The sequence below is a fragment of the Gilliamella sp. Gris1-4 genome (assembly GCF_001690335.1).
Classification (GTDB): domain Bacteria; phylum Pseudomonadota; class Gammaproteobacteria; order Enterobacterales; family Orbaceae; genus Gilliamella; species Gilliamella apicola_P.
Genome location: NZ_LZHA01000050.1, coordinates 1 through 24,437 on the forward strand (window position 1 = coordinate 1; position 24,437 = coordinate 24,437).

General features: G+C 38.2%; 39 protein-coding genes and 1 pseudogene. 5 read left to right on the forward strand and 35 right to left on the reverse strand.

The genetic code is table 11. The features are described 5' to 3' along the window. The 4 genes and pseudogenes from A9G31_RS06750 to A9G31_RS06770 all read right to left on the reverse strand — a co-directional run. On the reverse strand, positions 1 to 148 hold a 148-nt coding region (locus A9G31_RS06750), incomplete at its 3' end, for a transposase (RefSeq protein WP_176700367.1). A 53-nt stretch (positions 149 to 201) separates the two neighbouring features. Continuing rightward, positions 202 to 1,071 carry a hypothetical protein gene (locus tag A9G31_RS11640; protein WP_141671406.1) on the reverse strand — a complete coding sequence of 290 codons (870 nt, stop codon included), beginning with the start codon at positions 1,069 to 1,071 and terminating at the stop codon, positions 202 to 204. A 458-nt stretch (positions 1,072 to 1,529) separates the two neighbouring features. Continuing rightward, positions 1,530 to 2,243, reverse strand: a pseudogene (locus A9G31_RS06765) (IS3 family transposase); the annotation flags it as partial. A 181-nt stretch (positions 2,244 to 2,424) separates the two neighbouring features. After that, on the reverse strand, positions 2,425 to 2,886 hold the full coding sequence (locus A9G31_RS06770) for a helix-turn-helix domain-containing protein (protein WP_065561007.1): 462 nt from the start codon (positions 2,884 to 2,886) through the stop codon (positions 2,425 to 2,427). A gap of 337 nt (positions 2,887 to 3,223) precedes the next feature. On the opposite strand from A9G31_RS06770, the gene fmt reads away from it, so the two are divergent. Next, on the forward strand, positions 3,224 to 4,186 hold the full coding sequence (fmt, locus tag A9G31_RS06775; protein WP_065561008.1) for a methionyl-tRNA formyltransferase: 963 nt from the start codon (positions 3,224 to 3,226) through the stop codon (positions 4,184 to 4,186). A 41-nt stretch (positions 4,187 to 4,227) separates the two neighbouring features. On the opposite strand, the gene tehB is transcribed toward fmt, so the two are convergent. Then, positions 4,228 to 5,088: an SAM-dependent methyltransferase TehB gene (gene tehB / locus A9G31_RS06780; RefSeq protein ID WP_065561009.1), complete on the reverse strand. Its 861-nt coding sequence runs from the start codon at positions 5,086 to 5,088 to the stop codon at positions 4,228 to 4,230. Between the two features lie 189 nt (positions 5,089 to 5,277). Here tehB and fabI point away from each other — a divergent pair, with 189 nt between their 5' ends. The 4 genes from fabI (at position 5,278) to A9G31_RS06800 (ending at position 7,917) form a co-directional block, all read left to right on the forward strand. After that, a complete protein-coding gene (gene fabI / locus A9G31_RS06785; protein WP_034911124.1) occupies positions 5,278 to 6,066 on the forward strand; it encodes an enoyl-ACP reductase FabI in 789 nt (262 codons plus the stop codon). A gap of 169 nt (positions 6,067 to 6,235) precedes the next feature. Beyond that, complete coding sequence (gene slyD, locus A9G31_RS06790) at positions 6,236 to 6,811, forward strand: peptidylprolyl isomerase (protein ID WP_065561010.1); 576 nt, start codon at positions 6,236 to 6,238, stop codon at positions 6,809 to 6,811. A 176-nt stretch (positions 6,812 to 6,987) separates the two neighbouring features. Continuing rightward, positions 6,988 to 7,659: a RadC family protein gene (radC, locus tag A9G31_RS06795; RefSeq protein ID WP_065561011.1), complete on the forward strand. Its 672-nt coding sequence runs from the start codon at positions 6,988 to 6,990 to the stop codon at positions 7,657 to 7,659. 54 nt (positions 7,660 to 7,713) lie between these two features. After that, positions 7,714 to 7,917 carry a SlyX family protein gene (locus A9G31_RS06800; RefSeq protein WP_065561012.1) on the forward strand — a complete coding sequence of 68 codons (204 nt, stop codon included), beginning with the start codon at positions 7,714 to 7,716 and terminating at the stop codon, positions 7,915 to 7,917. Positions 7,918 to 8,109: 192 nt separating this feature from the next. On the opposite strand, the gene rplQ is transcribed toward A9G31_RS06800, so the two are convergent. From rplQ to hscA, 30 genes are all read right to left on the reverse strand, one after another. Next, complete coding sequence (gene rplQ, locus A9G31_RS06805) at positions 8,110 to 8,493, reverse strand: 50S ribosomal protein L17 (RefSeq protein ID WP_065561013.1); 384 nt, start codon at positions 8,491 to 8,493, stop codon at positions 8,110 to 8,112. 29 nt (positions 8,494 to 8,522) lie between these two features. Further along, positions 8,523 to 9,512 (reverse strand): DNA-directed RNA polymerase subunit alpha, encoded by a 990-nt coding sequence (locus A9G31_RS06810; protein WP_034911133.1) that lies wholly within the window; start codon positions 9,510 to 9,512, stop codon positions 8,523 to 8,525. Positions 9,513 to 9,537: 25 nt separating this feature from the next. Continuing rightward, positions 9,538 to 10,158, reverse strand: coding sequence for a 30S ribosomal protein S4 (gene rpsD, locus A9G31_RS06815; protein ID WP_034911134.1), 621 nt, complete (start codon positions 10,156 to 10,158; stop codon positions 9,538 to 9,540). Positions 10,159 to 10,199: 41 nt separating this feature from the next. Next, complete coding sequence (gene rpsK, locus A9G31_RS06820) at positions 10,200 to 10,589, reverse strand: 30S ribosomal protein S11 (protein WP_025314405.1); 390 nt, start codon at positions 10,587 to 10,589, stop codon at positions 10,200 to 10,202. A 15-nt stretch (positions 10,590 to 10,604) separates the two neighbouring features. Then, positions 10,605 to 10,961, reverse strand: a complete 357-nt coding sequence (gene rpsM, locus A9G31_RS06825) for a 30S ribosomal protein S13 (RefSeq protein WP_025314404.1) — start codon at positions 10,959 to 10,961, stop codon at positions 10,605 to 10,607. 169 nt (positions 10,962 to 11,130) lie between these two features. Then, complete coding sequence (rpmJ, locus tag A9G31_RS06830) at positions 11,131 to 11,244, reverse strand: 50S ribosomal protein L36 (RefSeq protein ID WP_025314403.1); 114 nt, start codon at positions 11,242 to 11,244, stop codon at positions 11,131 to 11,133. A 26-nt stretch (positions 11,245 to 11,270) separates the two neighbouring features. Beyond that, positions 11,271 to 12,611, reverse strand: a complete 1,341-nt coding sequence (gene secY / locus A9G31_RS06835; RefSeq protein WP_065561014.1) for a preprotein translocase subunit SecY — start codon at positions 12,609 to 12,611, stop codon at positions 11,271 to 11,273. A gap of 8 nt (positions 12,612 to 12,619) precedes the next feature. Next, positions 12,620 to 13,054: a 50S ribosomal protein L15 gene (gene rplO, locus A9G31_RS06840; protein ID WP_065561015.1), complete on the reverse strand. Its 435-nt coding sequence runs from the start codon at positions 13,052 to 13,054 to the stop codon at positions 12,620 to 12,622. 5 nt (positions 13,055 to 13,059) lie between these two features. Continuing rightward, a complete protein-coding gene (gene rpmD, locus A9G31_RS06845; protein ID WP_025314400.1) occupies positions 13,060 to 13,239 on the reverse strand; it encodes a 50S ribosomal protein L30 in 180 nt (59 codons plus the stop codon). 6 nt (positions 13,240 to 13,245) lie between these two features. Next, positions 13,246 to 13,746 carry a 30S ribosomal protein S5 gene (gene rpsE / locus A9G31_RS06850; RefSeq protein WP_034911141.1) on the reverse strand — a complete coding sequence of 167 codons (501 nt, stop codon included), beginning with the start codon at positions 13,744 to 13,746 and terminating at the stop codon, positions 13,246 to 13,248. 14 nt (positions 13,747 to 13,760) lie between these two features. Continuing rightward, positions 13,761 to 14,114, reverse strand: coding sequence for a 50S ribosomal protein L18 (gene rplR / locus A9G31_RS06855; protein ID WP_025314398.1), 354 nt, complete (start codon positions 14,112 to 14,114; stop codon positions 13,761 to 13,763). Positions 14,115 to 14,123: 9 nt separating this feature from the next. Further along, positions 14,124 to 14,657, reverse strand: a complete 534-nt coding sequence (gene rplF, locus A9G31_RS06860) for a 50S ribosomal protein L6 (RefSeq protein ID WP_065561016.1) — start codon at positions 14,655 to 14,657, stop codon at positions 14,124 to 14,126. An 11-nt stretch (positions 14,658 to 14,668) separates the two neighbouring features. Continuing rightward, a complete protein-coding gene (rpsH, locus tag A9G31_RS06865) occupies positions 14,669 to 15,061 on the reverse strand; it encodes a 30S ribosomal protein S8 (RefSeq protein WP_034911147.1) in 393 nt (130 codons plus the stop codon). Between the two features lie 17 nt (positions 15,062 to 15,078). Then, entirely contained in the window at positions 15,079 to 15,384 is a 306-nt protein-coding gene (gene rpsN / locus A9G31_RS06870; protein ID WP_025314395.1) for a 30S ribosomal protein S14, read from the reverse strand. A gap of 11 nt (positions 15,385 to 15,395) precedes the next feature. Then, entirely contained in the window at positions 15,396 to 15,935 is a 540-nt protein-coding gene (gene rplE / locus A9G31_RS06875) for a 50S ribosomal protein L5 (RefSeq protein WP_025314394.1), read from the reverse strand. A gap of 17 nt (positions 15,936 to 15,952) precedes the next feature. After that, positions 15,953 to 16,267, reverse strand: a complete 315-nt coding sequence (rplX, locus tag A9G31_RS06880; protein ID WP_065561017.1) for a 50S ribosomal protein L24 — start codon at positions 16,265 to 16,267, stop codon at positions 15,953 to 15,955. A 10-nt stretch (positions 16,268 to 16,277) separates the two neighbouring features. Next, complete coding sequence (rplN, locus tag A9G31_RS06885; protein ID WP_025314392.1) at positions 16,278 to 16,649, reverse strand: 50S ribosomal protein L14; 372 nt, start codon at positions 16,647 to 16,649, stop codon at positions 16,278 to 16,280. A gap of 196 nt (positions 16,650 to 16,845) precedes the next feature. Next, positions 16,846 to 17,106, reverse strand: a complete 261-nt coding sequence (gene rpsQ, locus A9G31_RS06890; RefSeq protein WP_034911151.1) for a 30S ribosomal protein S17 — start codon at positions 17,104 to 17,106, stop codon at positions 16,846 to 16,848. 1 nt (position 17,107) lies between these two features. Then, entirely contained in the window at positions 17,108 to 17,299 is a 192-nt protein-coding gene (gene rpmC / locus A9G31_RS06895; protein WP_034902373.1) for a 50S ribosomal protein L29, read from the reverse strand. After that, positions 17,300 to 17,710, reverse strand: a complete 411-nt coding sequence (rplP, locus tag A9G31_RS06900; protein ID WP_034911153.1) for a 50S ribosomal protein L16 — start codon at positions 17,708 to 17,710, stop codon at positions 17,300 to 17,302. 12 nt (positions 17,711 to 17,722) lie between these two features. Further along, positions 17,723 to 18,460 (reverse strand): 30S ribosomal protein S3, encoded by a 738-nt coding sequence (rpsC, locus tag A9G31_RS06905; RefSeq protein WP_065561018.1) that lies wholly within the window; start codon positions 18,458 to 18,460, stop codon positions 17,723 to 17,725. A 14-nt stretch (positions 18,461 to 18,474) separates the two neighbouring features. Further along, complete coding sequence (gene rplV, locus A9G31_RS06910) at positions 18,475 to 18,807, reverse strand: 50S ribosomal protein L22 (protein WP_034947997.1); 333 nt, start codon at positions 18,805 to 18,807, stop codon at positions 18,475 to 18,477. A gap of 13 nt (positions 18,808 to 18,820) precedes the next feature. Further along, complete coding sequence (rpsS, locus tag A9G31_RS06915; protein ID WP_024496505.1) at positions 18,821 to 19,099, reverse strand: 30S ribosomal protein S19; 279 nt, start codon at positions 19,097 to 19,099, stop codon at positions 18,821 to 18,823. A gap of 19 nt (positions 19,100 to 19,118) precedes the next feature. Then, entirely contained in the window at positions 19,119 to 19,943 is an 825-nt protein-coding gene (gene rplB, locus A9G31_RS06920) for a 50S ribosomal protein L2 (RefSeq protein WP_065561019.1), read from the reverse strand. Positions 19,944 to 19,961: 18 nt separating this feature from the next. Beyond that, complete coding sequence (gene rplW / locus A9G31_RS06925; protein ID WP_034885052.1) at positions 19,962 to 20,264, reverse strand: 50S ribosomal protein L23; 303 nt, start codon at positions 20,262 to 20,264, stop codon at positions 19,962 to 19,964. Beyond that, the gene (gene rplD, locus A9G31_RS06930) at positions 20,261 to 20,863 is read right to left on the reverse strand and encodes a 50S ribosomal protein L4 (protein WP_034911160.1); all 603 of its coding nucleotides are present in this window, start codon (positions 20,861 to 20,863) and stop codon (positions 20,261 to 20,263) included. Before rplD ends, rplW begins: the two co-directional genes overlap by 4 nt. Positions 20,864 to 20,879: 16 nt before the next feature. Then, a complete protein-coding gene (gene rplC / locus A9G31_RS06935; protein WP_065561020.1) occupies positions 20,880 to 21,506 on the reverse strand; it encodes a 50S ribosomal protein L3 in 627 nt (208 codons plus the stop codon). A gap of 37 nt (positions 21,507 to 21,543) precedes the next feature. Continuing rightward, positions 21,544 to 21,855 carry a 30S ribosomal protein S10 gene (gene rpsJ / locus A9G31_RS06940; protein ID WP_006120582.1) on the reverse strand — a complete coding sequence of 104 codons (312 nt, stop codon included), beginning with the start codon at positions 21,853 to 21,855 and terminating at the stop codon, positions 21,544 to 21,546. 367 nt (positions 21,856 to 22,222) lie between these two features. Further along, positions 22,223 to 22,561 carry an ISC system 2Fe-2S type ferredoxin gene (fdx, locus tag A9G31_RS06945; RefSeq protein ID WP_065561021.1) on the reverse strand — a complete coding sequence of 113 codons (339 nt, stop codon included), beginning with the start codon at positions 22,559 to 22,561 and terminating at the stop codon, positions 22,223 to 22,225. A gap of 14 nt (positions 22,562 to 22,575) precedes the next feature. Next, complete coding sequence (gene hscA / locus A9G31_RS06950; RefSeq protein WP_065561022.1) at positions 22,576 to 24,435, reverse strand: Fe-S protein assembly chaperone HscA; 1,860 nt, start codon at positions 24,433 to 24,435, stop codon at positions 22,576 to 22,578. Positions 24,436 to 24,437 lie beyond the last annotated feature (2 nt).

Genomic DNA, 24,437 nt, shown 5'->3' on the forward strand with positions numbered 1-24,437 from the left:
CCGAAGTTTCCATTCCGCCGTATTTTTCCCGCCATTTATAAAAAGTTGAATTACCCATGCCATATTTACGGCAGAGTTCCTTGACAGGAATACCTGCTTCAGCTTCTTTTAAAATAGCGACGATTTGATGTTCAGTCATTTTTTTCATAATTAAATCCCCTTTTACTTTTATCATAGAGAATTTTCTACTTTTTTGCTGTACTATTTTAGGGGATAGTTACAAAAATTTTGTCCGTAAGATGATGGATTTGTTGACTGAACTAAAAAGCCTCTCTTTTGACTCCATATATTAACTGGAGTCACTATGTACTCGTAACCGAGGCCTTTATTTAACCCACCCAACAACAAATTCGGTCTAGCCGAACAAATAACCGGTTTTGACGGCAAAGTGATATAATAATCCACTGAGCCTCCATTAAACGTATTCCTATCTGGTACACCATACTGCGTAACTAAAGTTCCGTTTGTACTACTTAAGGTTATCTTATAAGGCGCACGGCAAAGAGTTAATGCATCACCACGATTAACTATATTGCCTTCATAATCCTCAATTTTTAAGGATACACTTCCTGATGCAGTAACTGCATTTATTCCCTGCCCATCTCCATCATCATCCTTCCAGTTCCCTTGGTTAATTAAATCATTTAAATTGATTGCTCTTGCTCCCACCGGCACCGCCGCCATATTAATATCACCAAATGTTCTAATAGAAATCTCTATCGGATTTGTCGAACTCGACGTATTAGTCGATGGCGTGATACTCCTACCATCCGGCAACTTTATATACAATAAACTATCTGTATTTGATGCCTTTGTCTGTCCATTATCAAACGTCAAATATGGCGCAGTACCATTAATTAAGTTATTTGTTGTTGCTGATAATGCCTGCAAATCGAATGAACACGGCAATAACAACAGCGCAGTCAACGATAAAGGAGTTGAGATTTTAGATAAGGATTTTAATCTTGGTGCGAATGTTAATAACTTCGAAGATTTTCTGGATAAAATTGAAATTTGCGATAATTTTGGGCGTTTTTTATGTCTAAAAAATTTAGAATATAAGTTTGCCAAAGTCGGTGCTGCCTGCTCTTACTATGTTAGTATAACTCATTATATTTCACCTATCAATTTTTCTGTTTAAATTCGTGTTTTTCTGATTAAAATTTATTAAATAAATTTAACCAATTGAAAGTATAGATATTTAAGAATAGCTAGACTAGTTTTTTCTGTGTATTTTTGTAAGGAAATGCAAGGAAAAATAAAAAATAAACATTTGTCCTTGTGGTTTCTGTGCGGTTTTATTTTAATTTTTGATATTTTCGTATATTTATTGTTTATGACGCTAGTTTTACTTAAATATTTACATGTTTTAATACAGTGCAAAGCAAGGGGTGATATTGCGGTGTTATGTTTTTTAATAAAAAATAGTTTTTTTGTTGGTGCATAAAGTGGGTTGGGTGTGGTGGTTTCGGACGTTTTAGCTTTAGTGAATAAAATAGTGAACTGCACCCCAAAAGTTGTACAAAAAACTAAGCTGCTGGAAAATGATACTCCCGATATTGAACAGGACTCTTTTTGTCCAAGCTTAATTTAATTCTTCTATGATTAGAATAATGGATATATTCCTCAATATCCGCTTTTAACTGCTCAATAGTATCATACTTATTTAAATAATAGACCTCGGATTTTAACAATCCAAAGAAGTTCTCAATAACAGCATTATCTAAGCAATTTCCTTTTCGAGACATACTTTGTACGATATTTCTCTCCTTTAGCTTTTGCTGATAATAACACATATGATAATGCCAACCTTGGTCGGAATGTAAAATAGGAAAATCGTCTTTTTTGAGTTTATTAATGGCTTTATCCAACATATCACCAACCAATTCATAACAAGGGCGTTCACTGAAGTTATAAGCCACAATTTCCCGATTGTATAAATCTAATATAGGTGATAAATACAGTTTTTTACTTCCCACTTTAAACTCAGTTGCATCTGTTACCCATTTCTGACCAGGTTTAGTCGCCTTAAAATCACGGTTTAATAGATTGGGCACAGCACTAAGACGACCTTTATAAGAACGATATTTCTTTCCTCTTATCAAGGATTTTAATCCCATTTCTTTCATTAAACGTAGCACCTTTTTATGATTCACAATGACATTCTTATTTTGTAATTCAGCCGCAATTCGTCGATAACCATAGCGACTAAAGTTATCTTCATAAATCTTGATAATAAGCGCTTTTAATTCACTATTTTATCAATTTTAGATTTAGCCGAATCGTGATAGTAAAAAGTACTTCGCGACAAACCTGATGCGCTAAGCAATTTATTTAAGGGGTATTTTTTCCTTAATTAATCAACTATTTGATACTTTTCTTTTTTTTCCAATCTCTTTTGCCGAAGTAAGGCATCCAACTTTTTTAGATAAGCCACCTCCACTTCAAAGTCACTGACCATTTCGAGCAATTCTTCTTTTGCTTTTTCACTATTTTTTTAACTTTTTGAGCCATTTTTTTATCCTCTTTTCCCTGTGGTGGATTCGGTGTCATTGAAAAACCTGCTTTGCCATATTTTTGGTATATTTTAAACCAGCGACCTACATGTCCAAAGTGGATATCAAACGCCAAAGCAGTTTTATTTTGTGAAAGATGATTGCCTATAAAATACCTAACCACTTTGTATTTAAACTCTGGAGAAAAACACCTTGGTTTTGTGACGGGTTTTAGTCCTTCAATTCCTTTTCTTCTATATAAATTTACCCAACATTCAACTGTATTAGCAGGCATTTGGAAGCGTCGGGCGGTTAAACCATAACCATCATTACTATTGAAATAATGTTCAATAATTTGTTTTTTAAAATCGAATGTATATTTTTTTGCCATAATTTTATTCCCAAAAGTAGATTTAAACAATCCAACTTTTGGGGGGCAGTTCAGTTCACGAATTCCCTAACAACCCACGCTTTGGCTGCAAAATGTGGCCTTCGGCTGCCCCGACGCCGTAACAAGACAACAACATAACCTTAAGTGTTTTTTGGGAGGTTATTTTTGTTTGATAAAAATGTTTTACAAAAACTTTAATAAAATCAATGTTTTTTCTGACAGATTTTTTGCTAAAAAACAAACCTCAAAAAATAAATAGTCTCTTTTTTGATTAAAGATTCTTAATTAAGTTTCGGGTATAATTGAGGTTATTTTTCGATTATGGATACGAATACTTATGCCTAATGTCACTAAACCTTTAAATATCATTTTTGCTGGTACGCCCGATTTTGCTGCTACTCATTTAAAGGCGCTTGTTGGTTCGGAACATAATGTGATTGCCGTTTTTACCCAACCCGATCGCCCTGCGGGTCGTGGCAATAAATTAACAGCAAGCCCAGTTAAGCAACTTGCAATCGAGTACAATTTACCTGTTCATCAACCTGCCACGCTTAAAAAAGAAGAGAATCAAAAAATTATTGCCGATCTTAATGCCGATATTATGATTGTGGTTGCTTATGGACTAATTTTGCCACAAGCAGTATTAGATATGCCTAAACTGGGTTGTTTAAATGTGCATGGTTCGTTATTACCCCGTTGGCGTGGTGCAGCGCCAATTCAACGTGCATGTTGGGCAGGTGATGAGCAAACAGGCATTACCATTATGCAGATGGATGCAGGGCTTGATACGGGCGATATGCTATATAAGCTGACCTGCCCAATTGAGCAGACCGATACTAGCGCATCGCTATATGAAAAACTGGCAAAATTAGGACCGCAAGCGTTGCTTGATACATTGGCCTTACTCACTGAACAAAAAATCCAACCCGAAAAGCAAGATCCATCACAAGCAACTTATGCCGAAAAATTATCAAAGCAAGAAGCTAAACTTGATTGGAATTTGCCTGCAGTGCAACTTGAGCGTTGCGTTCGGGCTTTTAATCCATGGCCAGTGAGTTATTTTGAGGTTAATGGTGAGCCTGTAAAAGTATGGCAAGCCCATGTGGTAAAAATGGATTCAAAACAGCCGGCTGGCACAATTTTGCAAGCCAATAAAAATGGCATTTGTATTGCAACCAGCAATGGCGCATTGAATATGACACTTTTACAACCTGCGGGGAAAAAACCGATGTCTGCCCAAGATTTGTTAAACTCACGCAAGGCTTGGTTTACAGTTGGCGAAAAACTAAATACACTTTAATCCAAATATATTAAATTACAGGATGATATATCCTGTAATTGTTATCGCTTTTTAGCCAATAAAGTTGCAAACCTTAATTTAATTCGGTTTCCATGTATATCTGTTTTATGCAATTGTCCAATATCTTCGTTATATTTTAGTATTTCCCAATCTTGGTAATATTGGTGCAATTCGTTTTCTTTAAAAGTAAATGAAAATCCAACAGAGCAAGGGTAATCAGGCGTAGACATGGCGCTGACAATTAAATTATATCCCCCTGATTTGGTCATTTTTTGCATGTTATTAATAATAGCTGGAATTCTTTCCGGTTGTAAAAACATCATGACAACGGTCGAAAGAATAAAATCATATTCGCCCTGTAAATTTGCTTGATTGATATCGTAAACCATTGCGTTAATGTGCTTAAGGTTATCATCTTTAATGATTTTTTGTAAGTTGCCAATACTGAGTTCTGATTTATCAACTGCGGTAACATCAAAGCCTTGTAACTGCAAGTAGAGTGAATTACGACCTGAACCACAACCTAAATCCAATGCCTTTCCTGTTTGGATAATCTTTGTTGCGCTAATTACCTCGGAGTGGGTTTTGGTCATTTGGTATTTTTTTTGAGTATAATCCTCAGGCAAACAGTAAAATGCTAACTGGCACTGTAAGTCATCTGATATTTCGGCTATACGGTGCCATTGCTGTGGCAATATAAATGGCGGTTGCTGCTGAGTATCAAAACAATGCTTAGTAATCACTTCGCCTTGTTCGGTTAACATTTCAAAACCAATACTTCCTTTTAAAATTTCTAACTTCGCCCATGTACCAATTTGGGTATTATGCTTTTTGCGAAACGACTCGGGTAATGTATCAACATTCCAAATAGGCAATGTTTTGTAACAAACTAAATTATTCAAATTGATACCTCCTATAAAAAACAATAGTTGACTATTATAGTAGGATATTAATATGGTAAACAATCATTTATTTTAGACAATGAAATAAAAACCTATCAACGAAAATAAATTTATAGTAGCGAAGTTGGCTTGATCAACATATAATCGTCACCATCCTAGACTATATAGTGAAAATTAGAGGAATAATTTATGGGATTTTTAACAGGTAAACGTATACTCGTTACGGGTGTTGCAAGTAATCGTTCAATTGCTTACGGTATTGCACAAGCAATGCATCGTGAAGGCGCTGAACTCGCTTTTACTTACCAAAATGATAAATTGAAAACACGCGTTGAAGAGTTTGCCGCTGATTTTGGTTCTAAAATCGTTTTACCTTGCGATGTTGCTCATGATGAAAGCATCTCTGAACTATTTTCTGAACTTGCAAAAACTTGGGATAAATTTGATGGTTTTGTTCATGCTATTGCTTTCGCACCAGGTGATCAATTAGATGGCGATTATGTTAATGCCGTTACCCGTGAAGGTTTTGCTATTGCTCACGATATTAGCTCTTATAGCTTTGTTGCTATGGCTAAGGCATGTCGTTCAATGCTAAATCCAAATTCAGCATTAGTGACACTTTCTTACCTTGGTGCTGAGCGTGCAATCCCTAACTATAATGTAATGGGACTTGCTAAAGCTTCACTAGAAGCAAATGTGCGTTATATGGCAAATGCTATGGGTCCTGAAGGTGTCCGTGTTAATGCAATTTCAGCAGGCCCTATTCGTACGCTGGCGGCATCGGGTATTAAAGATTTCAAAAAAATGTTATCTCACTGTGAATCAGTAACACCAATCCGTCGCACTGTGACAACCGAAGATGTGGGTAATTCAGCAGCATTTTTATGTTCAGATTTAGCATCAGGTATTACTGGTGAAGTGATTCATGTCGATGGTGGATTTAGTATCGCTGCGATGAATGAATTAGAACTTAAATAAGCTGTTCTCAGTGTGTGTGAAAAAAAGGCGCTAACCTTAAATGTTTACGCCTTTTTTATTTTATTTTTTTGGTAAGTTTTGAACAAAAATATAAAATTTAGAATACTTATACTCTTTTTTCCGTTAAAATCTAATGTAATTTGCTCAATAAAAGTTTGTTGGAGAAAAAATGAAAATAGCAAAAAATACAGTGGTTAGTTTAGCATACCAAGTTCGCACTAAAGACGGTGTTTTAGTTGATGAAGCAACTACGACAGCGCCATTAGAATATTTACATGGTGCAGGTAACTTGCTACAAGATCTTGAGAACGCATTAGATGGTCACCAAGTTGGCGACAAATTTGACGTTGAGCTAATTAATGCTTACGGGGATTTTAATGATGCTCTTGTACAAAATGTTCCTCGTGACGTTTTTGTTGGTGTAGATGAACTTGAAGTTGGTATGCGATTTTTTGCTGATACCGAGCATGGTTCTTTACCCGTTGAAATCACCGCTATCGATGGTGATACCATTACTATTGATGGAAACCATATGTTAGCTGGACAAGATTTGCAATTTAACGTTGAAATATTGGCTATTCGTGAGGCTACTGAAGATGAAGTTGCTCACGGGCATATTCATGGTGAGCATGGTCATGATCACGGACATGGCGGTTGTGGCTGTGGTGGCCATTCTCATGAAGACGAAGATGATGAAAACACAGGTTGCTGTGGCGGTGGCCATGGTGGCTGCGGTTGTCACTAATTCTTAATTAATTCAAATTAAATTTTAAAAGCGCTATATAGCGCTTTTTATTTACTTCTGTTTTGTGTTTTTGCTTAATAAGTTGTGAAACAACTTCCAATATTTCAAATTATCATTTTGCTTTGCTAATTTTTCCTTTAATAATCTCTATTTTACGATTATTGGGATCTGCAATTATGTCTTCACAACCAATAGTATTAATGCCACGTGAGAAGCTTTTAAAATTTGGCGTTGAAGCACTCAGTGATGCAGAATTACTTGCTCTTTTTTTACGCACTGGTACTCGAGATTTGCCTGTTTTGGAACTGTCACAAAAGCTATTAAATGAGTTTGGTTCTTTTTATAATTTAATTAATGCAAGCCATAGTGATTTTTGCAAGAAGAAAGGATTGGGAACGGCTAAATATACACAATTGAAAGCAGTTGTTGAACTTTCTTATAGATATTTAAAAGTTAAAATGACTACCGATAATTTTTTGACATCGTCATCTTTGACACATCACTATTTAGCTAGTCGATTGGCTAATAAAGATCGTGAAGTTTTTATGGTTATTTTTTTAGATAATCAAAATAGGGTCATAGCATCAGAAGATATGTTTGTCGGTACCTATAATTGTGTTGAAGTCCACCCAAGAGAAGTTGTTAGACGAGCATTACAACATAACGCAGCCGCATTGATTCTAGCTCATAATCATCCTTCAGGTGTGGCAGAACCTAGTCAGGCAGATCGTCATCTTACACAAAAAATAGAAGAAGTTTGTGAATTGGTTGATATTCGAGTCATAGATCATATTGTTATAGGTAAGGGTGAATATGTCTCTTTTGCAGAGCATGGATGGATTTCGTAGCTATTTTTACTTACAATGTAATTTAATTAACTAATCTATATATGAATTTATTTTATGAACCAGCAATTAGAATTACTTGAAACCAAAGTAGCTTTTCAAGATATCACCATCGAAGAACTCAATCAAATGGTAACTAATCTTCAAGCTGATGTTAGCAAATTAAAAGAGCAATTGACGTTATTGTCTCAAAAACTACAAGCAACACAACCTTCAAATATTGCTAATTTATCTGAAGAAACACCACCACCTCATTATTAATAACAGCTGTATGATGGCAATCAGCACAGCCATTTAATGGCTTTTTAATGATAAGTATTGTCTAGATAATACAGAATTGATGATTGATTCCGAATTTAAGTAAGCTATCAATTTGTCATTAAAGTTAATAAGAATTAAGTTAAACAATAAAAAACCGGCATATAGCCGGTTTTAATACACAATGATTTATTATTATTCAGCTGATGCTTCTTCTACTGCAGGACGATCAACTAATTCAATATAAGCCATTGGAGCATTATCTCCATCACGGAAACCACATTTTAAAATACGTACATAACCGCCAGGACGGGTAGCAAAACGTGGACCTAAATCTGAAAATAATTTTTTAACTGTATCTTTATCACGGATACGAGCAAAAGCCAGACGGCGATTAGCTACGCTATCGCTTTTGGCTAGCGTAATTAACGGTTCAACAACACGACGCAACTCTTTTGCTTTAGGCAATGTAGTTTTGATGATTTCATGTTCAACAAGTGAACTTGTCATGTTACGAAACATTGCTTGACGATGGCTGCTATTTCGGTTCAGTTGACGACCACTTTTACGATGGCGCATAACTTTATCCTTCTTATATAAATTTTATCTTAGTCTTCAACAATACTTGCTGGTGGCCAGTTCTCAAGACGCATGCCTAAAGATAAACCACGAGATGCGAGTACGTCCTTAATTTCAGTAAGTGATTTCTTACCAAGATTAGGCGTTTTAAGTAACTCAACTTCGGTACGTTGTACTAAATCACCAATATAATGAACTGCTTCTGCCTTTAAGCAATTAGCAGACCGAACAGTTAACTCCAAATCATCTACTGGACGTAAAAGGATTGGATCAAATTCCGGTTTATCTTCTTTAACTTCTGGTTGACGTACATCGCGTAAATCAACGAAAGCTTCAAGTTGTTCAGCCAAAATAGTTGATGCACGACGAATAGATTCTTCTGGATCGATAGTACCATTAGTTTCCATATCGATAACAAGTTTATCTAAATCCGTACGTTGTTCCACACGAGCAGCATCAACAGAATATGCAATGCGCTCTACAGGGCTATAACATGCGTCAACTAACAGACGACCGATTGGTCGTTCTTCATCTTCTGACTTAACGCGAGCAGAAGCAGGGACATAACCACGTCCTCGTTGTACACGAATACGCATACTAATTGAAGCATTGGCATCAGTAAGATGACAAATCACTAAATCAGGATTAACAATTTCAACATCACCATCATGAGTGATATCAGATGCTGTTACTGCACCTATGCCCGATTTGTTTAAAGTCAGCATAACATCATCTTTCGTATGTACACGTACTGCTAATTTTTTTAAATTAAGCAGAATATCAAGTACATCTTCTTGAACGCCTTCTTTAGTACTGTACTCATGCAGAACACCGTCAATTTCAACTTCGGTTACTGCATATCCCGGCATAGATGATAATAAAATGCGGCGTAGTGCATTACCTAAAGTATGGCCAAAACCACGTTCTAGTGGCTCTAAAGTCACTTTAGCATGTGTTTGGCTGTATTGAACAACATCAACTAGGTGAGGTTTTAAAAACTCTGTTACAGAACCCTGCATTATGTCCTCTCTTAAGTGCTAAACTTTACTTAGAGTAAAGTTCGACGATCAAATGTTCGTTGATATCAGCAGATAAATCTGAACGTTCTGGTAAGCGTTTAAATACACCTTCCATTTTGCTAGCATCAACTTCTAACCATGTTGGTTTTTCACGTTGTTCAGCTAGCTCTAAAGCGGCTTTAATACGTGCTTGTTTTTTTGATTTTTCGCGAACACTAATCACATCTTCAGGTGAAACTTGATAAGATGCAATATTCACGACACGACCATTAACAAGAACAGCTTTATGACTAACTAATTGACGAGCTTCAGCACGAGTTGCACCAAATCCCATGCGATAAACAACGTTATCTAAGCGACGTTCTAAAAGACCAAGTAGGTTTTCACCAGTATTGCCTTTAATTCGAGCGGCGCTTTTGTAGTAATTACGGAATTGACGTTCTAAAATTCCATAAATACGTCTAACTTTTTGCTTTTCACGTAACTGAACACCATAATCTGATAAACGCGGTTTACGCGCACCATGTTGTCCAGGAGCTTGTTCTAATTTACATTTACTATCAATCGCTCGGACGCCAGATTTAAGGAATAAATCTGTACCTTCACGACGACTTAATTTGAGTTTTGGTCCCAAATATCTTGCCATTTTATTTCTCCAATAATCCTAAACATTCAATGTTTAAAAAATTAAACACGACGTTTCTTTGGTGGACGACAACCGTTATGAGGAATCGGAGTAACATCAGTAATGTTAGTGATGCGATAACCCGCTGCATTTAATGCTCGAATTGTTGACTCACGACCAGGACCAGGTCCTTTAACCATAACTTCCAGATTCTTAATTCCGTAATCTTTAACGGCTTCAGCACAACGTTCTGCGGCCACTTGAGCTGCAAAAGGAGTTGATTTACGAGAGCCACGGAAACCAGAACCACCAGCGGTTGCCCAACCTAACGCATTACCTTGACGATCGGTAATAGTTACGATTGTATTGTTGAATGATGCATGAATATGAGCTATACCATCAGAAACTTGCTTTTTTACACGTTTACGTGTACGAACAGGTGTCTTTGCCATTTAATTATACCTCAATTATTTCTTGATTGGCTTACGCGGTCCCTTGCGGGTACGAGCGTTAGTCTTTGTGCGTTGACCGCGAACAGGAAGTCCACGACGGTGACGCATGCCACGATAACAACCAAGGTCTAATAAACGCTTGATACTCATAGTTACTTCTCGGCGTAAATCACCTTCAACAGTGAATTTAGCGACTTGTTCACGTAACTTTTCAATCTGATCTTCAGATAGTTCTCTGATCTTAACATGTTCAGGAATACCTGCTTCAGCACAAATTGTCTTAGCGCGAGTATTTCCGATACCATAAATTGCTTGTAAAGCAATTACAGCATGTTGTTGATCAGGAATGTTAATGCCTGCTATACGGGCCACTATGCACTCCTTTATTGTTAATGTTTAGCAAATTCACCATACTGAAAAGCCCGTTTTCAGGATACTCAAACAGTGAATTTACAAATAAATCTAGGCTGGCTATTCTAGCCAGCTTTACTATACTTTGGCAAGAAAAATATGCAAAAGCTCAACTTTCCAGTTAAATAAATTAACCTTGACGTTGTTTGTGTTTACCTTCAACGCAAATAACACGAACGATGCCATTGCGTTTAATGATTTTACAATTTCTGCATAATTTCTTGACTGAAGCACGAACTTTCATTTTTTTCTCCGTAACTTCTGGCTAACTTATCGGCCATAGCCTTTAAGATTCGCTTTCTTTAACACTGACTCATAACGATTTGGCATCATTAAAGTCTGTACTTGTGCCATAAAATCCATGATTACAACAACAACAATTAATAATGATGTTCCACCAAATTGAACTGGAACTTTCATTGCGCTTGTCATAAACATTGGAACCAAACATACAAAAGTAATGTAGATTGCACCAATTAGCGTCAAACGAGTCATTACCTTGTCAATATACTTAGATGTTTGTTCACCTGGACGGATACCTGGAATAAATGCACCAGATTTTTTAAGTTGATCTGCTGTTTCTCTTGGGTTAAAAACCAACGCTGTATAGAAGAAACAAAAGAAGATAATTGCCGCCGCAAAAAAGATTATGTATAACGGTTGATCATGGTCAAAATATTGCCTAAAAAGTGCAATAAAATATCTCCATCCTGTACCATCTCCTTGGAACCAAGAAGCCATCATTGATGGTAACATAGCAATTGTCGAGGCAAATATCGCAGGAATAACCCCTGCCATATTAATCTTTAATGGTAAGTGTGTACTTTGTGCAGCATAAACACGACGACCTTGTTGTCGTTGGGCATAGTTAACAACAATCCGTCGCTGACCACGTTCAACAAATACAACAAAATAAGTTACACCAACCACTAATGCAGCAACAACCAATAATAAAATCGGATGCAATGAACCAGAGCGAGCTTGTTCAATTGTTTCATAAATAGCATGAGGAAGACTCGCCACGATACCAGCAAAGATAATGATTGAAATACCATTACCTACACCGCGCTCAGTGATCTGCTCACCCAACCACATTAGAAACATAGTGCCAGTAACTAAGCTAACCGATGCGATAAAATAGAAAGAAAATCCTGGATTAATTACTACCTTTCCATAATCAGGAATATTAGGTAAACCAGTCGAAATACCAACAGCCTGTATTATTGCTAAAGCAAGTGTGCCATAGCGAGTGTACTGGCTAATTTTTTTACGACCTGATTCACCTTCTTTCTTCAATTCAGCTAACTTAGGGCTAATTGCCGTTAATAACTGCACAATAATTGATGCTGAAATATAAGGCATTATCCCTAATGCAAAAATTGAAGCACGGCTTAAAGCACCACCAGAGAACATATTGAACATACCAACAATACCGTCTGACGATGCTCTTGTTAGTAAGTCCGATAACGCTTTAGTATCAATACCAGGAACCGGAATATAAGAACCAAGACGAAAAACAATAAGCGCTAAAAGCACAAACATCAAGCGTCTTTTAAGCTCACCACTACCGCCCCGTGTACTTTGAAAATCTAATCCTGGTTGCTTTGCCATCTTTCTAATTATTCCTCAATTTTTCCGCCAGCAGCTTCAATTGCAGCTTTAGCACCTTTAGTTACTCGAATACCGCGAACAGTTACTGGTTTAGTTACTTCACCAGATAACATGATTTTTGCATATTCGATATGTGAACTAATCACATTTGCAACTTTTAAGCTATTTAGGTCAACAATATCGCCTTCGACTTTCATTAAATCTGAAAGACGAACTTGAGCTGTAACTTGAGCTTTACGTGAGGTAAAACCAAATTTTGGTAAACGACGATATAAAGGCATTTGACCACCTTCAAAGCCGCGACGAACGCCACCACCTGAACGAGATTTTTGACCTTTAATACCACGAGTACCAGTTTTACCTAATCCTGAACCGATGCCTCGACCCAGACGTTTTGGTGCATGCTTTGAACCTTCAGCAGGAGATAAAGTATTTAAACGCATTACTATTACTCCTCTACTTTAACCATGTAATAAACTTGGTTTACCATACCACGAATTGCAGGAGTATCCTCACGCTCAACAGTATGACCAATACGACGTAATCCTAGACCTACTAATGTTGCTTTATGCTTCGGTAGACGACCTATAGAACTACGAGTTTGTGTAATTTTAATTGTTTTTGCCATGGTTAATTACCCCAAAATTTCTTCGACGGTTTTACCACGTTTAGCAGCAACCATTTCTGGTGATTTCATACTTTCTAAGCCATCAATAGTTGCACGAACCACATTAATTGGGTTAGTAGAACCATATGCTTTAGCTAGAACGTTACGAACTCCAGCAACTTCTAAAACTGCACGCATTGCACCACCGGCAATAATACCAGTACCTTCTGATGCTGGTTGCATATAAACACGAGAACCTGTATGAGCACCTTTAACTGGATGCTGTAAAGTATCGTTATTTAAAGCAACATTGATCATATTGCGACGTGCTTTTTCCATTGCTTTTTGGATTGCTGCTGGCACTTCACGTGCTTTACCATATCCAAAACCTACGCGGCCATTACCGTCACCAACAACTGTTAGTGCAGAAAAACTAAAAATACGACCACCTTTTACGGTTTTAGAAACTCGGTTAACTGCGATTAGTTTTTCCTGCAGTTCACCAGCTTGTTTTTCGATGTTTGACATCTTTAACTCCTACCTTAGAACTGTAGGCCAGCTTCGCGAGCAGCATCTGCTAGCGCCTGAACTCGACCATGATATTGGAAACCTGAACGATCAAAAGAAACTTCTTTGATATCTTTCGCTAACGCACGTTCAGCAATTGCTTTACCAACCGCTGCGGCTGCGTCTTTGTTTCCAGTGTATTTTAAACTTTCACTGATAGCTTTTTCTAATGTAGAAGCGGCTGCCAGTACTTCTGATCCGTTTGGTGCGATAATCTGCGCATAAATATGACGCGGAGTGCGGTGAACCACCAAGCGAGTTGCAAGTAGTTCATGCATCTTGCGACGCGCTTTAGTTGCACGACGGATACGAGCTGATTTCTTATCCATAGTGTTACCTTACTTTTTCTTAGCTTCTTTAGTACGCACAACTTCATCTGCGTAACGAACACCTTTACCTTTATAAGGCTCAGGACGACGATAAGCACGGATATCAGCAGCTACTTGTCCAATTAACTGTTTATCAGCACTTTTTAGCACGATTTCAGTTTGAGAAGGACATTCAGCTGTTACACCTGCAGGTAATTGATGTTCAATTGGATGTGAATATCCAAGAGACAAACTAATTGTATTACCTTTTACTTGTGCACGATAACCGACACCAACTAGCTGAAGTTTTTTAGTAAAACCTTCAGTAACACCAATAACCATTGAATTAATCAAAGCGCGGGCAGTTCCAGCTTGAGCCCAAGCATCTGCAAAACCATCACGAGGAGCAAATTTAATTTGTCCTTCTTCTTGATTAATCACAACAGCATTATTTATTGTGCGAGATAATTCGCCATTTTTACCTTTAATCGTAATTACCTGACCATTGAGTTTTACCTCTACGCCAGCAGGAACAACGACAGGTGCTTTTGCAACACGAGACATTCTTTTCTCCCTTACGCTACGTAGCAGATAATTTCACCACCAAGACCTGCTTGGCGTGCTGCACGATCAGTCATAACACCTTTAGAAGTAGAAACAACTGCGATACCTAGTCCAGCCATAACTTTCGGCAATTCATCTTTACGTTTATAAATACGTAAACCTGGACGGCTAACACGTTTGATACTTTCTACAACAGCTTTACCTTGGAAATATTTTAAAGTAATTTCCAGTTCTGGCTTAGTGTCACCAACAACTTTAAAGTCCCCAATATAACCTTCTTCTTTTAGCACATTGGCAATTGCCACTTTTAGCTTAGAGGAAGGCATGGTGACTGCAACTTTATTCGCAGATTGACCATTACGAATACGGGTCAACATATCTGCTATAGGATCTTGCATGCTCATCTATAACACTCCCCTGATTACCAACTTGCCTTTTTAAGACCAGGAATCTCACCACGCATGGCTGACTCACGAACCTTAATACGGCTTAAACCAAACTTACGAAGGACGCCATGAGGACGACCAGTTTGACGACAACGACGACGTTGACGTGATGGACTAGAATCACGAGGAAGCGTTTGCAATTTAAGCACTGCATTCCAACGATCTTCATCTGATGCATTAAGATCAGAGATAATCGCTTTTAATTCTTGACGCTTTGCAAAATATTTTTCTGCTAGCTTTACGCGTTTCTTATCGCGTTCAATCATTGATTGTTTAGCCATTATGCCCTACCTTACTTACGAAATGGGAAGTTAAAGGCAGATAATAAAGCTCGGCCTTCTTCATCTGATTGTGCTGTAGTGGTGATTGTAATATCTAAACCACGAACACGATCAACTTTGTCATAATCGATTTCAGGGAAAACGATTTGCTCACGAACACCCATGCTATAGTTGCCACGACCATCAAAAGATTTTGCGCTTAAACCACGAAAATCTCGAGTACGAGGAAGAGCAATATAAACTAGACGTTCAAAAAATTCCCACATACGTTCGCCACGTAAAGTGACTTTACAACCAATAGGATACCCTTGACGGATTTTAAAACCAGCAACTGATTTGCGTGCTTTAGTGACTAGTGGTTTTTGACCACTGATTGCTGCTAAATCTGCAACAGCATTATCTAATAATTTCTTATCAGTAATTGCTTCACCCACACCCATATTCAAGGTGATCTTTTCGATCCGAGGGACTTGCATGACAGATTTGTAGCCAAACTGTTCTTGCAGTTTATTTACTACCTGTGCTTTGTAGTAATCATGCAGTTTCGCCATCGTACACTCCAAATTACTTAATTGATTAATTCATTAGTAGACTTATAAAAACGGACTTTTTTACCGTCTTCAATACGAAAGCCTACGCGATCTGCTTTGCCTGTAGCAGGGTTGAAAATTGCCACATTAGAAACATTGATAGCTGCTTCTTTTTCAACAATTCCACCTTCTTGATTTAATGCAGGCACTGGTTTTTGGTGTTTTTTCACCAAATTGATACCTTCAACAATCACTTTGCCTGTAGACAAAACACTCTTTACTTTACCGCGTTTACCTTTATCTTTACCAGTTAACACGATAACTTCATCTTCTCGACGGATTTTAGCTGCCATTACCCGCTCCTTACAGTACTTCTGGTGCTAATGAAATGATCTTCATAAACTTCTCAGAGCGAAGTTCACGAGTGACCGGTCCAAAAATACGCGTACCAATCGGTTGCTCACTGTTATTATTTAAAATAACACAAGCGTTACGATCGAAACGAATGACAGATCCATCAGGGCGACGAACACCTTTTCTAGTGCGCACAACAACAGCTTTAAGTACATCACCTTTTTTAACTTTACCACGTGGAATTGCTTCTTTAATGGTAACTTTGATGATATCGCCTACTGCTGCATAACGACGGTGCGATCCACCGAGAACCTTGATACACATTACGCTACGTGCGCCAGAGTTATCGGCAACATCTAGCCTAGTCTGTTCTTGGATCATTTTAATGCTCCGTATAAATTAATTATTGTCTAATCTACCTTCATCCACCTCAACTACCATGGATAAGAATAGACAACCAAAAACCCACTTACGTGAGGGCGCATAGTATAACACCACTCAAATAAAATGGATAGCATAAAATAAACGGCCGTTGAGCCGTTTATTATATTATGTACAGTTTTTAATCAAAAAAAGATTAAATAACTGCTTTTTCAACGATTCGAACAAGAGTCCAAGATTTGGTTTTTGATAATGGACGACACTCTTTAATTTCTACAGTATCACCAATACCACACTCGTTGTTTTCATCATGTACATGCAATTTAGTCGTACGTTTAATGAACTTACCATATAACGGATGCTTCACTTTACGTTCAATAGCTACAGTAATAGATTTATCCATTTTGTCGCTAATAACACGACCTTGCTGAGTACGAATTTTTACTTCAGTAGTCATATTACGCACCCGCCTTTTCAGTTAATAATGTTTTAACACGTGCAATATTACGACGCACTTGTTTTAACATATGAGTCTGTGTTAACTGACCTCCAGCTAATTGCATACGTAAGTTAAATTGCTCACGTAATAAATTAAGAAGTTCAGTATTTAACTCTTCAACGCTTTTTTCGCGTAGCTCTTTTGCTTTCATTTACATCACCGTCTTAATCACAAAGGTGGTTTTAATTGGCAGTTTTGCAGCTGCCAACGCAAATGCTTCACGAGCAACTTCTTCCGGTACACCGTCCATTTCATAAAGGACTTTACCTGGTTGAATCTGAGCAACCCAGTATTCAACGTTACCCTTACCTTTACCCATACGCACTGCAAGTGGTTTTTCGGTAATTGGTTTATCAGGGAAAACTCGAATCCAGATTTTACCTTGACGCTTAACTGCACGAGTCATTGCACGACGTGCTGCTTCGATCTGGCGCGCAGTCAAACGACCACGACCTACAGCCTTAAGACCGAATGTACCGAAACTAACGTCAGTACTTACAGCAAGACCACGATTGCGGCCCTTGTGCACTTTACGGAATTTTGTACGCTTTGGTTGTAACATCAGCGACGCTCCTTATTGTTTTCGGCCTTTTCGCTGCTTTTTCGGTTGAGCAGCAGGTTGTTTTTCTGCTTGTTCAACGGCAGCCATACCACCAAGGATCTCACCTTTGAAGATCCACACTTTAACACCAATAATACCATAGGTAGTTAATGCTTCAGATAAACCATAGTCAATATCAGCTCGTAATGTATGTAAAGGTACACGACCTTCACGATACCATTCGCTACGAGCAATTTCAGCACCGCCTAAACGACCACTTACTTCGACTTTGATACCTTTAGCACCCGCCTTCATTGCATTTTGAACCGCACGTTTCATAGCACGACGGAACATAACACGGCGTTCTAACTGAGAAGTAATGCTATCAGCAACTAATTTAGCATCAAGTTCTGGTTTACGAACTTCAGCAATATTAATTTGTACTGCAACATCACGTTTTTCTCTTTTGTCTTTATATTTATTGACAATAGAAGCTACGGCATTACGTAATTTTTCAACGTCCTCGCCTTTTTTACCAATCACGATACCCGGACGAGCAGTGTGAATAGTAATACGAACGTTAGTTTCTGCTGAACGGTCGATCACAATCTTAGAGATTGACGCTTGAGATAATTCTTTATTTAAGAATTCACGCACTCTAAAATCACTTTCTAAATTATCAGCGAATGTCTTTGTACCCGAATACCATGTAGATGTCCAAGGCTTGACAATGCCTAATCGGATACCATTTGGATTTACTTTTTGACCCATTGCTATTCTCCAGCCTAGCGATCTGAAACGATCACGGTGATGTGACTCGTACGCTTCAAAATTCGATCTGCACGACCTTTCGCACGAGGCATAATACGCTTCATGGTTGGGCCTTCATCTACGAAAATCTTCGCAACTTTTAGATCATCAATATCAGCACCATCGTTATGCTCTGCATTAGCAATAGCAGACTCTAATACTTTTTTAACAAGTACAGCCGCTTTTTTATTGGTGTACGTTAAAATATCTAGTGCCTGAGACACATTCTTACCGCGAACAAGATCTGCAACTAAGCGAACTTTTTGTGCAGAAGAACGAGCGTGGCGGTACTTTGCAATTGTTTCCATCTCTTTCTCCTACTTATTTCTTCTTAGCTTTCTTATCAGCCGCATGGCCGCGATAAGTACGAGTCGGCGCGAATTCACCCAATTTATGACCAACCATTTCGTCGGAAACATAAACTGGAACGTGCTGACGACCATTATGGACAGCGATGGTCAAACCGATCATGTTAGGAAAGATCGTTGAACGACGGGACCAAGTACGAATTGGTTTCTTGTCCCCGCTTTCCACCGCTTTCTCTACCTTCTTCAGCAAGTGTAGGTCAATAAAAGGACCCTTCTTGAGAGAACGTGGCATAGCTAATCCTCTATATTAATTATTTCTTATTGCGACGGCGAACAATATACTTATCAGTACGTTTGTTGCTACGCGTTTTCAATCCTTTGGCTTTTTGACCCCATGGAGACACAGGATGTTTACCAAAGTTACGACCTTCACCACCACCATGTGGATGGTCTACCGGGTTCATTGCTGTACCACGAACAGTAGGACGAACACCACGCCAACGAGTTGCACCCGCTTTACCTAATACGCGAAGCATATGCTCTGAATTACCAACTTCACCAATAGTGGCACGACAATCAGATAATACTTTACGCATTTCACCTGAACGTAGACGTAATGTTACATAAGCACCATCACGCGCAACGATTTGAACATAACTACCAGCAGAACGAGCAAGCTGTCCGCCTTTACCTGGTTTCATTTCAATATTATGCACGGTAGAACCGACTGGAATATTGCGCATTGGTAAACAGTTACCTGTTTTAATTGCTGCATCAACACCAGATTGGATCTGATCACCTGCTTTTAAGCCTTTAGGCGCTAAAATATAACGGCGTTCACCGTCTTTATATAAAACCAATGCAATATTTGCACTACGGTTTGGATCATATTCCAAACGTTCAACAACTGCTGGAATACCATCTTTATTACGCTTAAAGTCGACAATACGATAATGTTGTTTATGACCACCACCAATATGACGGGTAGTGATACGACCATTATTATTGCGACCACCAGTTTTGCTTTTTGAATCAAGCAACGGTGCATAAGGTTTACCTTTATGCAACTCTGGGTTAACCACTTTAACAACGTGGCGACGACCCGGAGATGTAGGTTTACACTTAACAACTGCCATTGTTCTTACTCCTCCGAATTACTCAGCGACGCCAGCAAGGTCTAAATTTTGACCTTCTGCTAAAGTAACGTAAGCTTTTTTCCAGTCGCTACGGCGACCGATTTGTTGACCACGACGTTTAACTTTACCTTTAACAACAAGTGTATTAACGTCATCTACTTTAACTTCAAATAGTTGTTCAACTGCGGCTTTAATCTCTCTCTTAGTAGCATCTTTAGCAACTTTCAATACTAATGTATTTGTTTTTTCCATTGAAATAGATGCTTTTTCAGAAACATGTGGTGCTCGCAGGACTTTAAGCAGACGCTCTTCACGAATCATGCTAACATCTCCTCTACTTGTTTAACGGCATCAACTGTGATAACCACTTTGTCAAATGCAATCAAACTAACTGGATCAATCCCTGCCACATCACGCACATCAACTTTATGTAAGTTACGTGCTGCTAAGAAAAGATTTTCATCAACTTCAGAAGCGATAATAAGAACATCATTAAGATTCATATCGTTTAATTTCTGAGTTAATAATTTAGTCTTAGGTGCTTCAACAGTAAATGTTTCAACCACAACTAAACGTTCTTGACGCACTAATTCAGAGAAAATACTCTTTAATGCACCACGATACATTTTACGGTTAACTTTTTGGCTATGATCTTGTGGTTTTGCTGCAAATGTTACACCACCACTGCGCCAGATTGGGCTCTTAATTGAACCTGAACGAGCACGACCGGTACCTTTTTGACGCCATGGTTTTTTACCTGAACCAGCGATTTCTGCACGAGTTTTTTGTGCGCGAGAACCTTGACGAGCAGCAGATGCATAAGCAACAACTACTTGATGAACTAACGCTTCATTAAACTCACGTCCGAAGGTAGTTTCGGAAACAGAAAGCGCTTTCGCGTCTTTTACTACTAATTCCATCTCTATCTCCTCGACGTTAAGCCTTGATTGCCGGTTTAACAATTACGTCACTATTGATTGCGCCAGGAACTGCACCTTTAATTAATAAAAGATTACGTTCAACATCAACACGTACAATATCTAAGTTTTGAACGGTTACACGTTCATTACCTAGGTGACCTGCCATTTTACGACCTTTAAACACTTTACCCGGAGTTTGGTTTTGACCAATAGAACCATGACCACGGTGTGCCAAAGAGTTGCCATGAGTAGCATCTTGAGTACGGAAATTCCAACGTTTAGTAACGCCAGCAAAACCTTTACCTTTAGATGTTCCAGTAACATCAACTTTCTTAACGTCAGCGAAGATATCAACGTTAATACTTTGACCTACAGAAAATTCGCCTTCTTCAAAACGGAATTCCCATAGACCACGACCAGCTTCAACGCCAGCCTTAGCGAAATGACCTGCTTCAGGTTTGTTTACGCGGCTTGCTTTTTTGTTGCCAGTAGTAACCTGAATAGCTTGATAACCATCATTCTCAAGTGTTTTAACTTGAGTAATGCGGTTGCTTTGAACTTCAACTACGGTGACAGGAATAGAAACACCATCTTCAGTGAAGATACGCGTCATTCCTACTTTACGACCGATTAAACCAATCATTGTTTCGACCTCTCAATCATTCAGCTTAGGCTTAGGATTAACCTAAACTGATCTGCACATCAACACCGGCAGCAAGGTCTAGACGCATTAAAGCATCAACTGTTTTTTCAGTTGGCTCAACAATATCAACTAGACGCTTATGAGTGCGAATCTCGTACTGATCACGCGCATCTTTATTTACGTGTGGAGAAATCAATACAGTGAAACGCTCTTTGCGTGTCGGTAATGGAATAGGACCACGAACTTGCGCACCTGTGCGCTTCGCAGTTTCTACAATTTCAGCAGTTGATTGATCAATCAAACGATGATCAAACGCTTTTAACCGGATACGGATTCTTTGGTTCGACATGAGACCAGAGCTCCATTATTTAAAAGTTATAACAAAAGACTACTCCTCTTACCCTGTTTCGATTGACAGGAGAGTGTAATCCGTTCTTTTTCGTAACCCCCAAATCGGGAGTATTGTTGATATAATTAGCTATTTTTTATATAACAATTATATCTTTTTCTCATTTGCTTACATAAAGGCAATAAACAAAGTGAGCCGATTATACTCTGTTAGTTAACTAACGGCAAGAAATAAATACAGATATTTGGGTTTAAAGATGGGAAGCTTTTTCTGGTTATTAATTTACAATTACCAAATTTCAATCAAATAACCAGATTTAATGTTATTTTTATATTAACCCATAATGGATAATCATTATGATAACTTACTAATGATCTTCTTTGGCATGATTAAGGCTATATCTTGGGATTTCGACCTCTAAATCTTCATTCGTGACACGAGCTTGACAGCTTAAACGACTATGCGGTTCAACTCCCCAGGCTTTATCTAACATATCATCTTCTTGCTCATCGCTTGCTTCAAGCGAATCAAATCCCTTACGCACAATACAGTGGCATGTTGAACAAGCACATGACATTTCACAAGCATGCTCGATTTCAATATCATTGCGCAATGCCACTTCTAAAATGGATTCGCCTTCTTGGGCATCAACAGTTTTTCCATCTGGACAAAGGTCCGCATTCGGTAAAAAAGTAATTTTTGGCATAATAATCTCGTTAGTTAAATATCATCAACGTTATGGCCAGTTAACGCATGTCGAATTGACCTATCCATTCGCTTAGTTGCAAAACTTTGTGTTACTTTATCAACAATTTTAATTTGTTTTTCAATTGCATAACTGTCATTTGACTCACTTACAGCTTGTAATTGATGCTTAGCAATTAAAATATGTTTTAGTTCACTTTCATCTAATAAGTCAGCATCTTTATCTAAAGCACTTTGCAAGCTTTCAAGCACTCTGGCTGCCTCAACTTTTTGTTCAGCAAGTATTCGAATCTGTTTATCTTGCTGTGCGTAACTGATTGAATCTTGAATCATATCGGCAATTTCATTATCAGTCAGTCCATATGAAGGTTTTACTTGGATAGCAGCTTCAATACCCGTTGATTTTTCCATTGCTGTTACACTTAATAAACCATCAGCATCAACTTGGAAAGTCACCCTAATGTGCGCACCACCGGCAGGCATTGCTGGAATACCTTGCAGAGTAAAACGAGCCAAAGATCGACAATCAGCAACACTTTCACGTTCTCCTTGTAAAACATGAACCATCATCGCGGTTTGACCATCTTTAAAAGTTGTAAACTCTTGAGCTCTTGCACACGGAATTGTACTATTACGTGGAATAATTTTTTCGACCAATTCACCCATGATCTCAATGCCTAACGACAATGGGATCACATCAAGCAATAACATATCTGAATCGGGTTTATTGCCAACCAAAATATCGGCCTGAATAGCTGCACCAATAGCAACTACTTTATCAGGATCGATAGATATCAAGGGATTAGTTTTAAAATAATTCCCTACTAATTCTCGCACTAATGGCACACGAGTAGAGCCGCCAACCATAACAACTTCAACTACTTCATCCATATTAATCTCGGCATCTTTTAATGCACGGCGACAAACAGCTAAAGTGCGTTTAACCAATGGCTCAATTAATTGTTGAAATTGCTGGCGAGTAATAGTCAAAGATTGATTATCCAGAGAAAATACAGCTAAATCTTGCTCACTTAATAAAATCTTTATTTCGGTAGCTTGGCTACTGATTTTTTGATTAATATAAGGATCTATATTATTAGTTAATCCTAATTTCTCTTTTATATGGTCAACAAGTAGCCGATCAAAATCATCACCACCAAGAGCTGAGTCACCGCTAGTTGCTAGAACCTCAAAAACACCTTTATTTAAGCGTAAAATAGAAATATCAAAAGTACCGCCACCTAAATCATAAACAGCGATTATACCTTCCTTCCCTGAATCTAAACCGTACGCAATCGCAGCGGCTGTAGGTTCATTAAGTAGGCGCAATACATGCAAACCAGCTAATTTGGCAGCATCTTTTGTTGCTTGCCGTTGTGCATCATCAAAATAAGCTGGCACAGTAATAACCACACCATCAATTTCACCTTGTAAACTCTCTTTTGCTCGCTCAGCTAACGCTGTCAAAATTTCTGATGAAACTTGTATTGGATTTACTTGCTCATTAGGCAAATTTAATAAAGGAACACCATTTTCAGTTTGTGAAAAAGTATAAGGAAATTGTGATAAATCTATATCAGATAAACTTCGCCCCATTAATCTCTTAATAGAGCTAACTGTATTTTGCGGATCATTCACAGCATTATCTTTGGCATTTTTTCCAATCGTGATAACAAAGTTATCATCATGATCGATGCCATAATGCACAACGGATGGCAATAGCGGATTACCTTCTAAATCAGGCAATACCTCTGCTTGTCCACTTCGTACCGTTGCTACTAATGAATTAGTTGTACCAAGATCAATTCCTACAGCAAGGCGGCGCTGATGTGGTAGTGGAGTTTGTCCTGGTTCGCTGATCTGTAATAATACCATTT

Excerpts from the sequence above, each read along its gene's own strand:
- rpmD (WP_025314400.1), bottom strand. The coding sequence starts at position 13,239 with ATGGCAAAAACAATTAAAATTACACAAACTCGTAGTTCTATAGGTCGT.
- A9G31_RS06810 (WP_034911133.1), bottom strand. The coding sequence starts at position 9,512 with ATGCAGGGTTCTGTAACAGAGTTTTTAAAACCTCACCTAGTTGATGTT.
- rplQ (WP_065561013.1), bottom strand. The coding sequence starts at position 8,493 with ATGCGCCATCGTAAAAGTGGTCGTCAACTGAACCGAAATAGCAGCCAT.
- rplW (WP_034885052.1), bottom strand. The coding sequence starts at position 20,264 with ATGATTCGTGAAGAGCGTCTGCTTAAAGTCCTGCGAGCACCACATGTT.
- rplP (WP_034911153.1), bottom strand. The coding sequence starts at position 17,710 with ATGTTACAACCAAAGCGTACAAAATTCCGTAAAGTGCACAAGGGCCGC.
- rplV (WP_034947997.1), bottom strand. The coding sequence starts at position 18,807 with ATGGAAACAATTGCAAAGTACCGCCACGCTCGTTCTTCTGCACAAAAA.
- rpsS (WP_024496505.1), bottom strand. The coding sequence starts at position 19,099 with ATGCCACGTTCTCTCAAGAAGGGTCCTTTTATTGACCTACACTTGCTG.
- fmt (WP_065561008.1), top strand. The coding sequence starts at position 3,224 with ATGCCTAATGTCACTAAACCTTTAAATATCATTTTTGCTGGTACGCCC.
- rpsC (WP_065561018.1), bottom strand. The coding sequence starts at position 18,460 with ATGGGTCAAAAAGTAAATCCAAATGGTATCCGATTAGGCATTGTCAAG.
- rplO (WP_065561015.1), bottom strand. The coding sequence starts at position 13,054 with ATGCGTTTAAATACTTTATCTCCTGCTGAAGGTTCAAAGCATGCACCA.
- rpsJ (WP_006120582.1), bottom strand. The coding sequence starts at position 21,855 with ATGTCGAACCAAAGAATCCGTATCCGGTTAAAAGCGTTTGATCATCGT.
- rplB (WP_065561019.1), bottom strand. The coding sequence starts at position 19,943 with ATGGCAGTTGTTAAGTGTAAACCTACATCTCCGGGTCGTCGCCACGTT.
- rpsH (WP_034911147.1), bottom strand. The coding sequence starts at position 15,061 with ATGAGCATGCAAGATCCTATAGCAGATATGTTGACCCGTATTCGTAAT.
- rpsN (WP_025314395.1), bottom strand. The coding sequence starts at position 15,384 with ATGGCTAAACAATCAATGATTGAACGCGATAAGAAACGCGTAAAGCTA.
- A9G31_RS06800 (WP_065561012.1), top strand. The coding sequence starts at position 7,714 with ATGAACCAGCAATTAGAATTACTTGAAACCAAAGTAGCTTTTCAAGAT.
- secY (WP_065561014.1), bottom strand. The coding sequence starts at position 12,611 with ATGGCAAAGCAACCAGGATTAGATTTTCAAAGTACACGGGGCGGTAGT.
- fdx (WP_065561021.1), bottom strand. The coding sequence starts at position 22,561 with ATGCCAAAAATTACTTTTTTACCGAATGCGGACCTTTGTCCAGATGGA.
- rplF (WP_065561016.1), bottom strand. The coding sequence starts at position 14,657 with ATGTCTCGTGTTGCAAAAGCACCTGTCGTTGTTCCTGCTGGCGTAGAG.
- slyD (WP_065561010.1), top strand. The coding sequence starts at position 6,236 with ATGAAAATAGCAAAAAATACAGTGGTTAGTTTAGCATACCAAGTTCGC.
- rpmJ (WP_025314403.1), bottom strand. The coding sequence starts at position 11,244 with ATGAAAGTTCGTGCTTCAGTCAAGAAATTATGCAGAAATTGTAAAATC.
- rplX (WP_065561017.1), bottom strand. The coding sequence starts at position 16,267 with ATGGCAGCTAAAATCCGTCGAGAAGATGAAGTTATCGTGTTAACTGGT.
- rplN (WP_025314392.1), bottom strand. The coding sequence starts at position 16,649 with ATGATCCAAGAACAGACTAGGCTAGATGTTGCCGATAACTCTGGCGCA.
- rpsE (WP_034911141.1), bottom strand. The coding sequence starts at position 13,746 with ATGTCAAACATCGAAAAACAAGCTGGTGAACTGCAGGAAAAACTAATC.
- rpmC (WP_034902373.1), bottom strand. The coding sequence starts at position 17,299 with ATGAAAGCAAAAGAGCTACGCGAAAAAAGCGTTGAAGAGTTAAATACT.
- hscA (WP_065561022.1), bottom strand. The coding sequence starts at position 24,435 with ATGGTATTATTACAGATCAGCGAACCAGGACAAACTCCACTACCACAT.
- A9G31_RS06770 (WP_065561007.1), bottom strand. The coding sequence starts at position 2,886 with ATGGCAAAAAAATATACATTCGATTTTAAAAAACAAATTATTGAACAT.
- fabI (WP_034911124.1), top strand. The coding sequence starts at position 5,278 with ATGGGATTTTTAACAGGTAAACGTATACTCGTTACGGGTGTTGCAAGT.
- rplD (WP_034911160.1), bottom strand. The coding sequence starts at position 20,863 with ATGGAATTAGTAGTAAAAGACGCGAAAGCGCTTTCTGTTTCCGAAACT.
- radC (WP_065561011.1), top strand. The coding sequence starts at position 6,988 with ATGTCTTCACAACCAATAGTATTAATGCCACGTGAGAAGCTTTTAAAA.
- rpsD (WP_034911134.1), bottom strand. The coding sequence starts at position 10,158 with ATGGCAAGATATTTGGGACCAAAACTCAAATTAAGTCGTCGTGAAGGT.
- rpsK (WP_025314405.1), bottom strand. The coding sequence starts at position 10,589 with ATGGCAAAGACACCTGTTCGTACACGTAAACGTGTAAAAAAGCAAGTT.
- rplC (WP_065561020.1), bottom strand. The coding sequence starts at position 21,506 with ATGATTGGTTTAATCGGTCGTAAAGTAGGAATGACGCGTATCTTCACT.
- rplR (WP_025314398.1), bottom strand. The coding sequence starts at position 14,114 with ATGGATAAGAAATCAGCTCGTATCCGTCGTGCAACTAAAGCGCGTCGC.
- rplE (WP_025314394.1), bottom strand. The coding sequence starts at position 15,935 with ATGGCGAAACTGCATGATTACTACAAAGCACAGGTAGTAAATAAACTG.
- rpsQ (WP_034911151.1), bottom strand. The coding sequence starts at position 17,106 with ATGACTACTGAAGTAAAAATTCGTACTCAGCAAGGTCGTGTTATTAGC.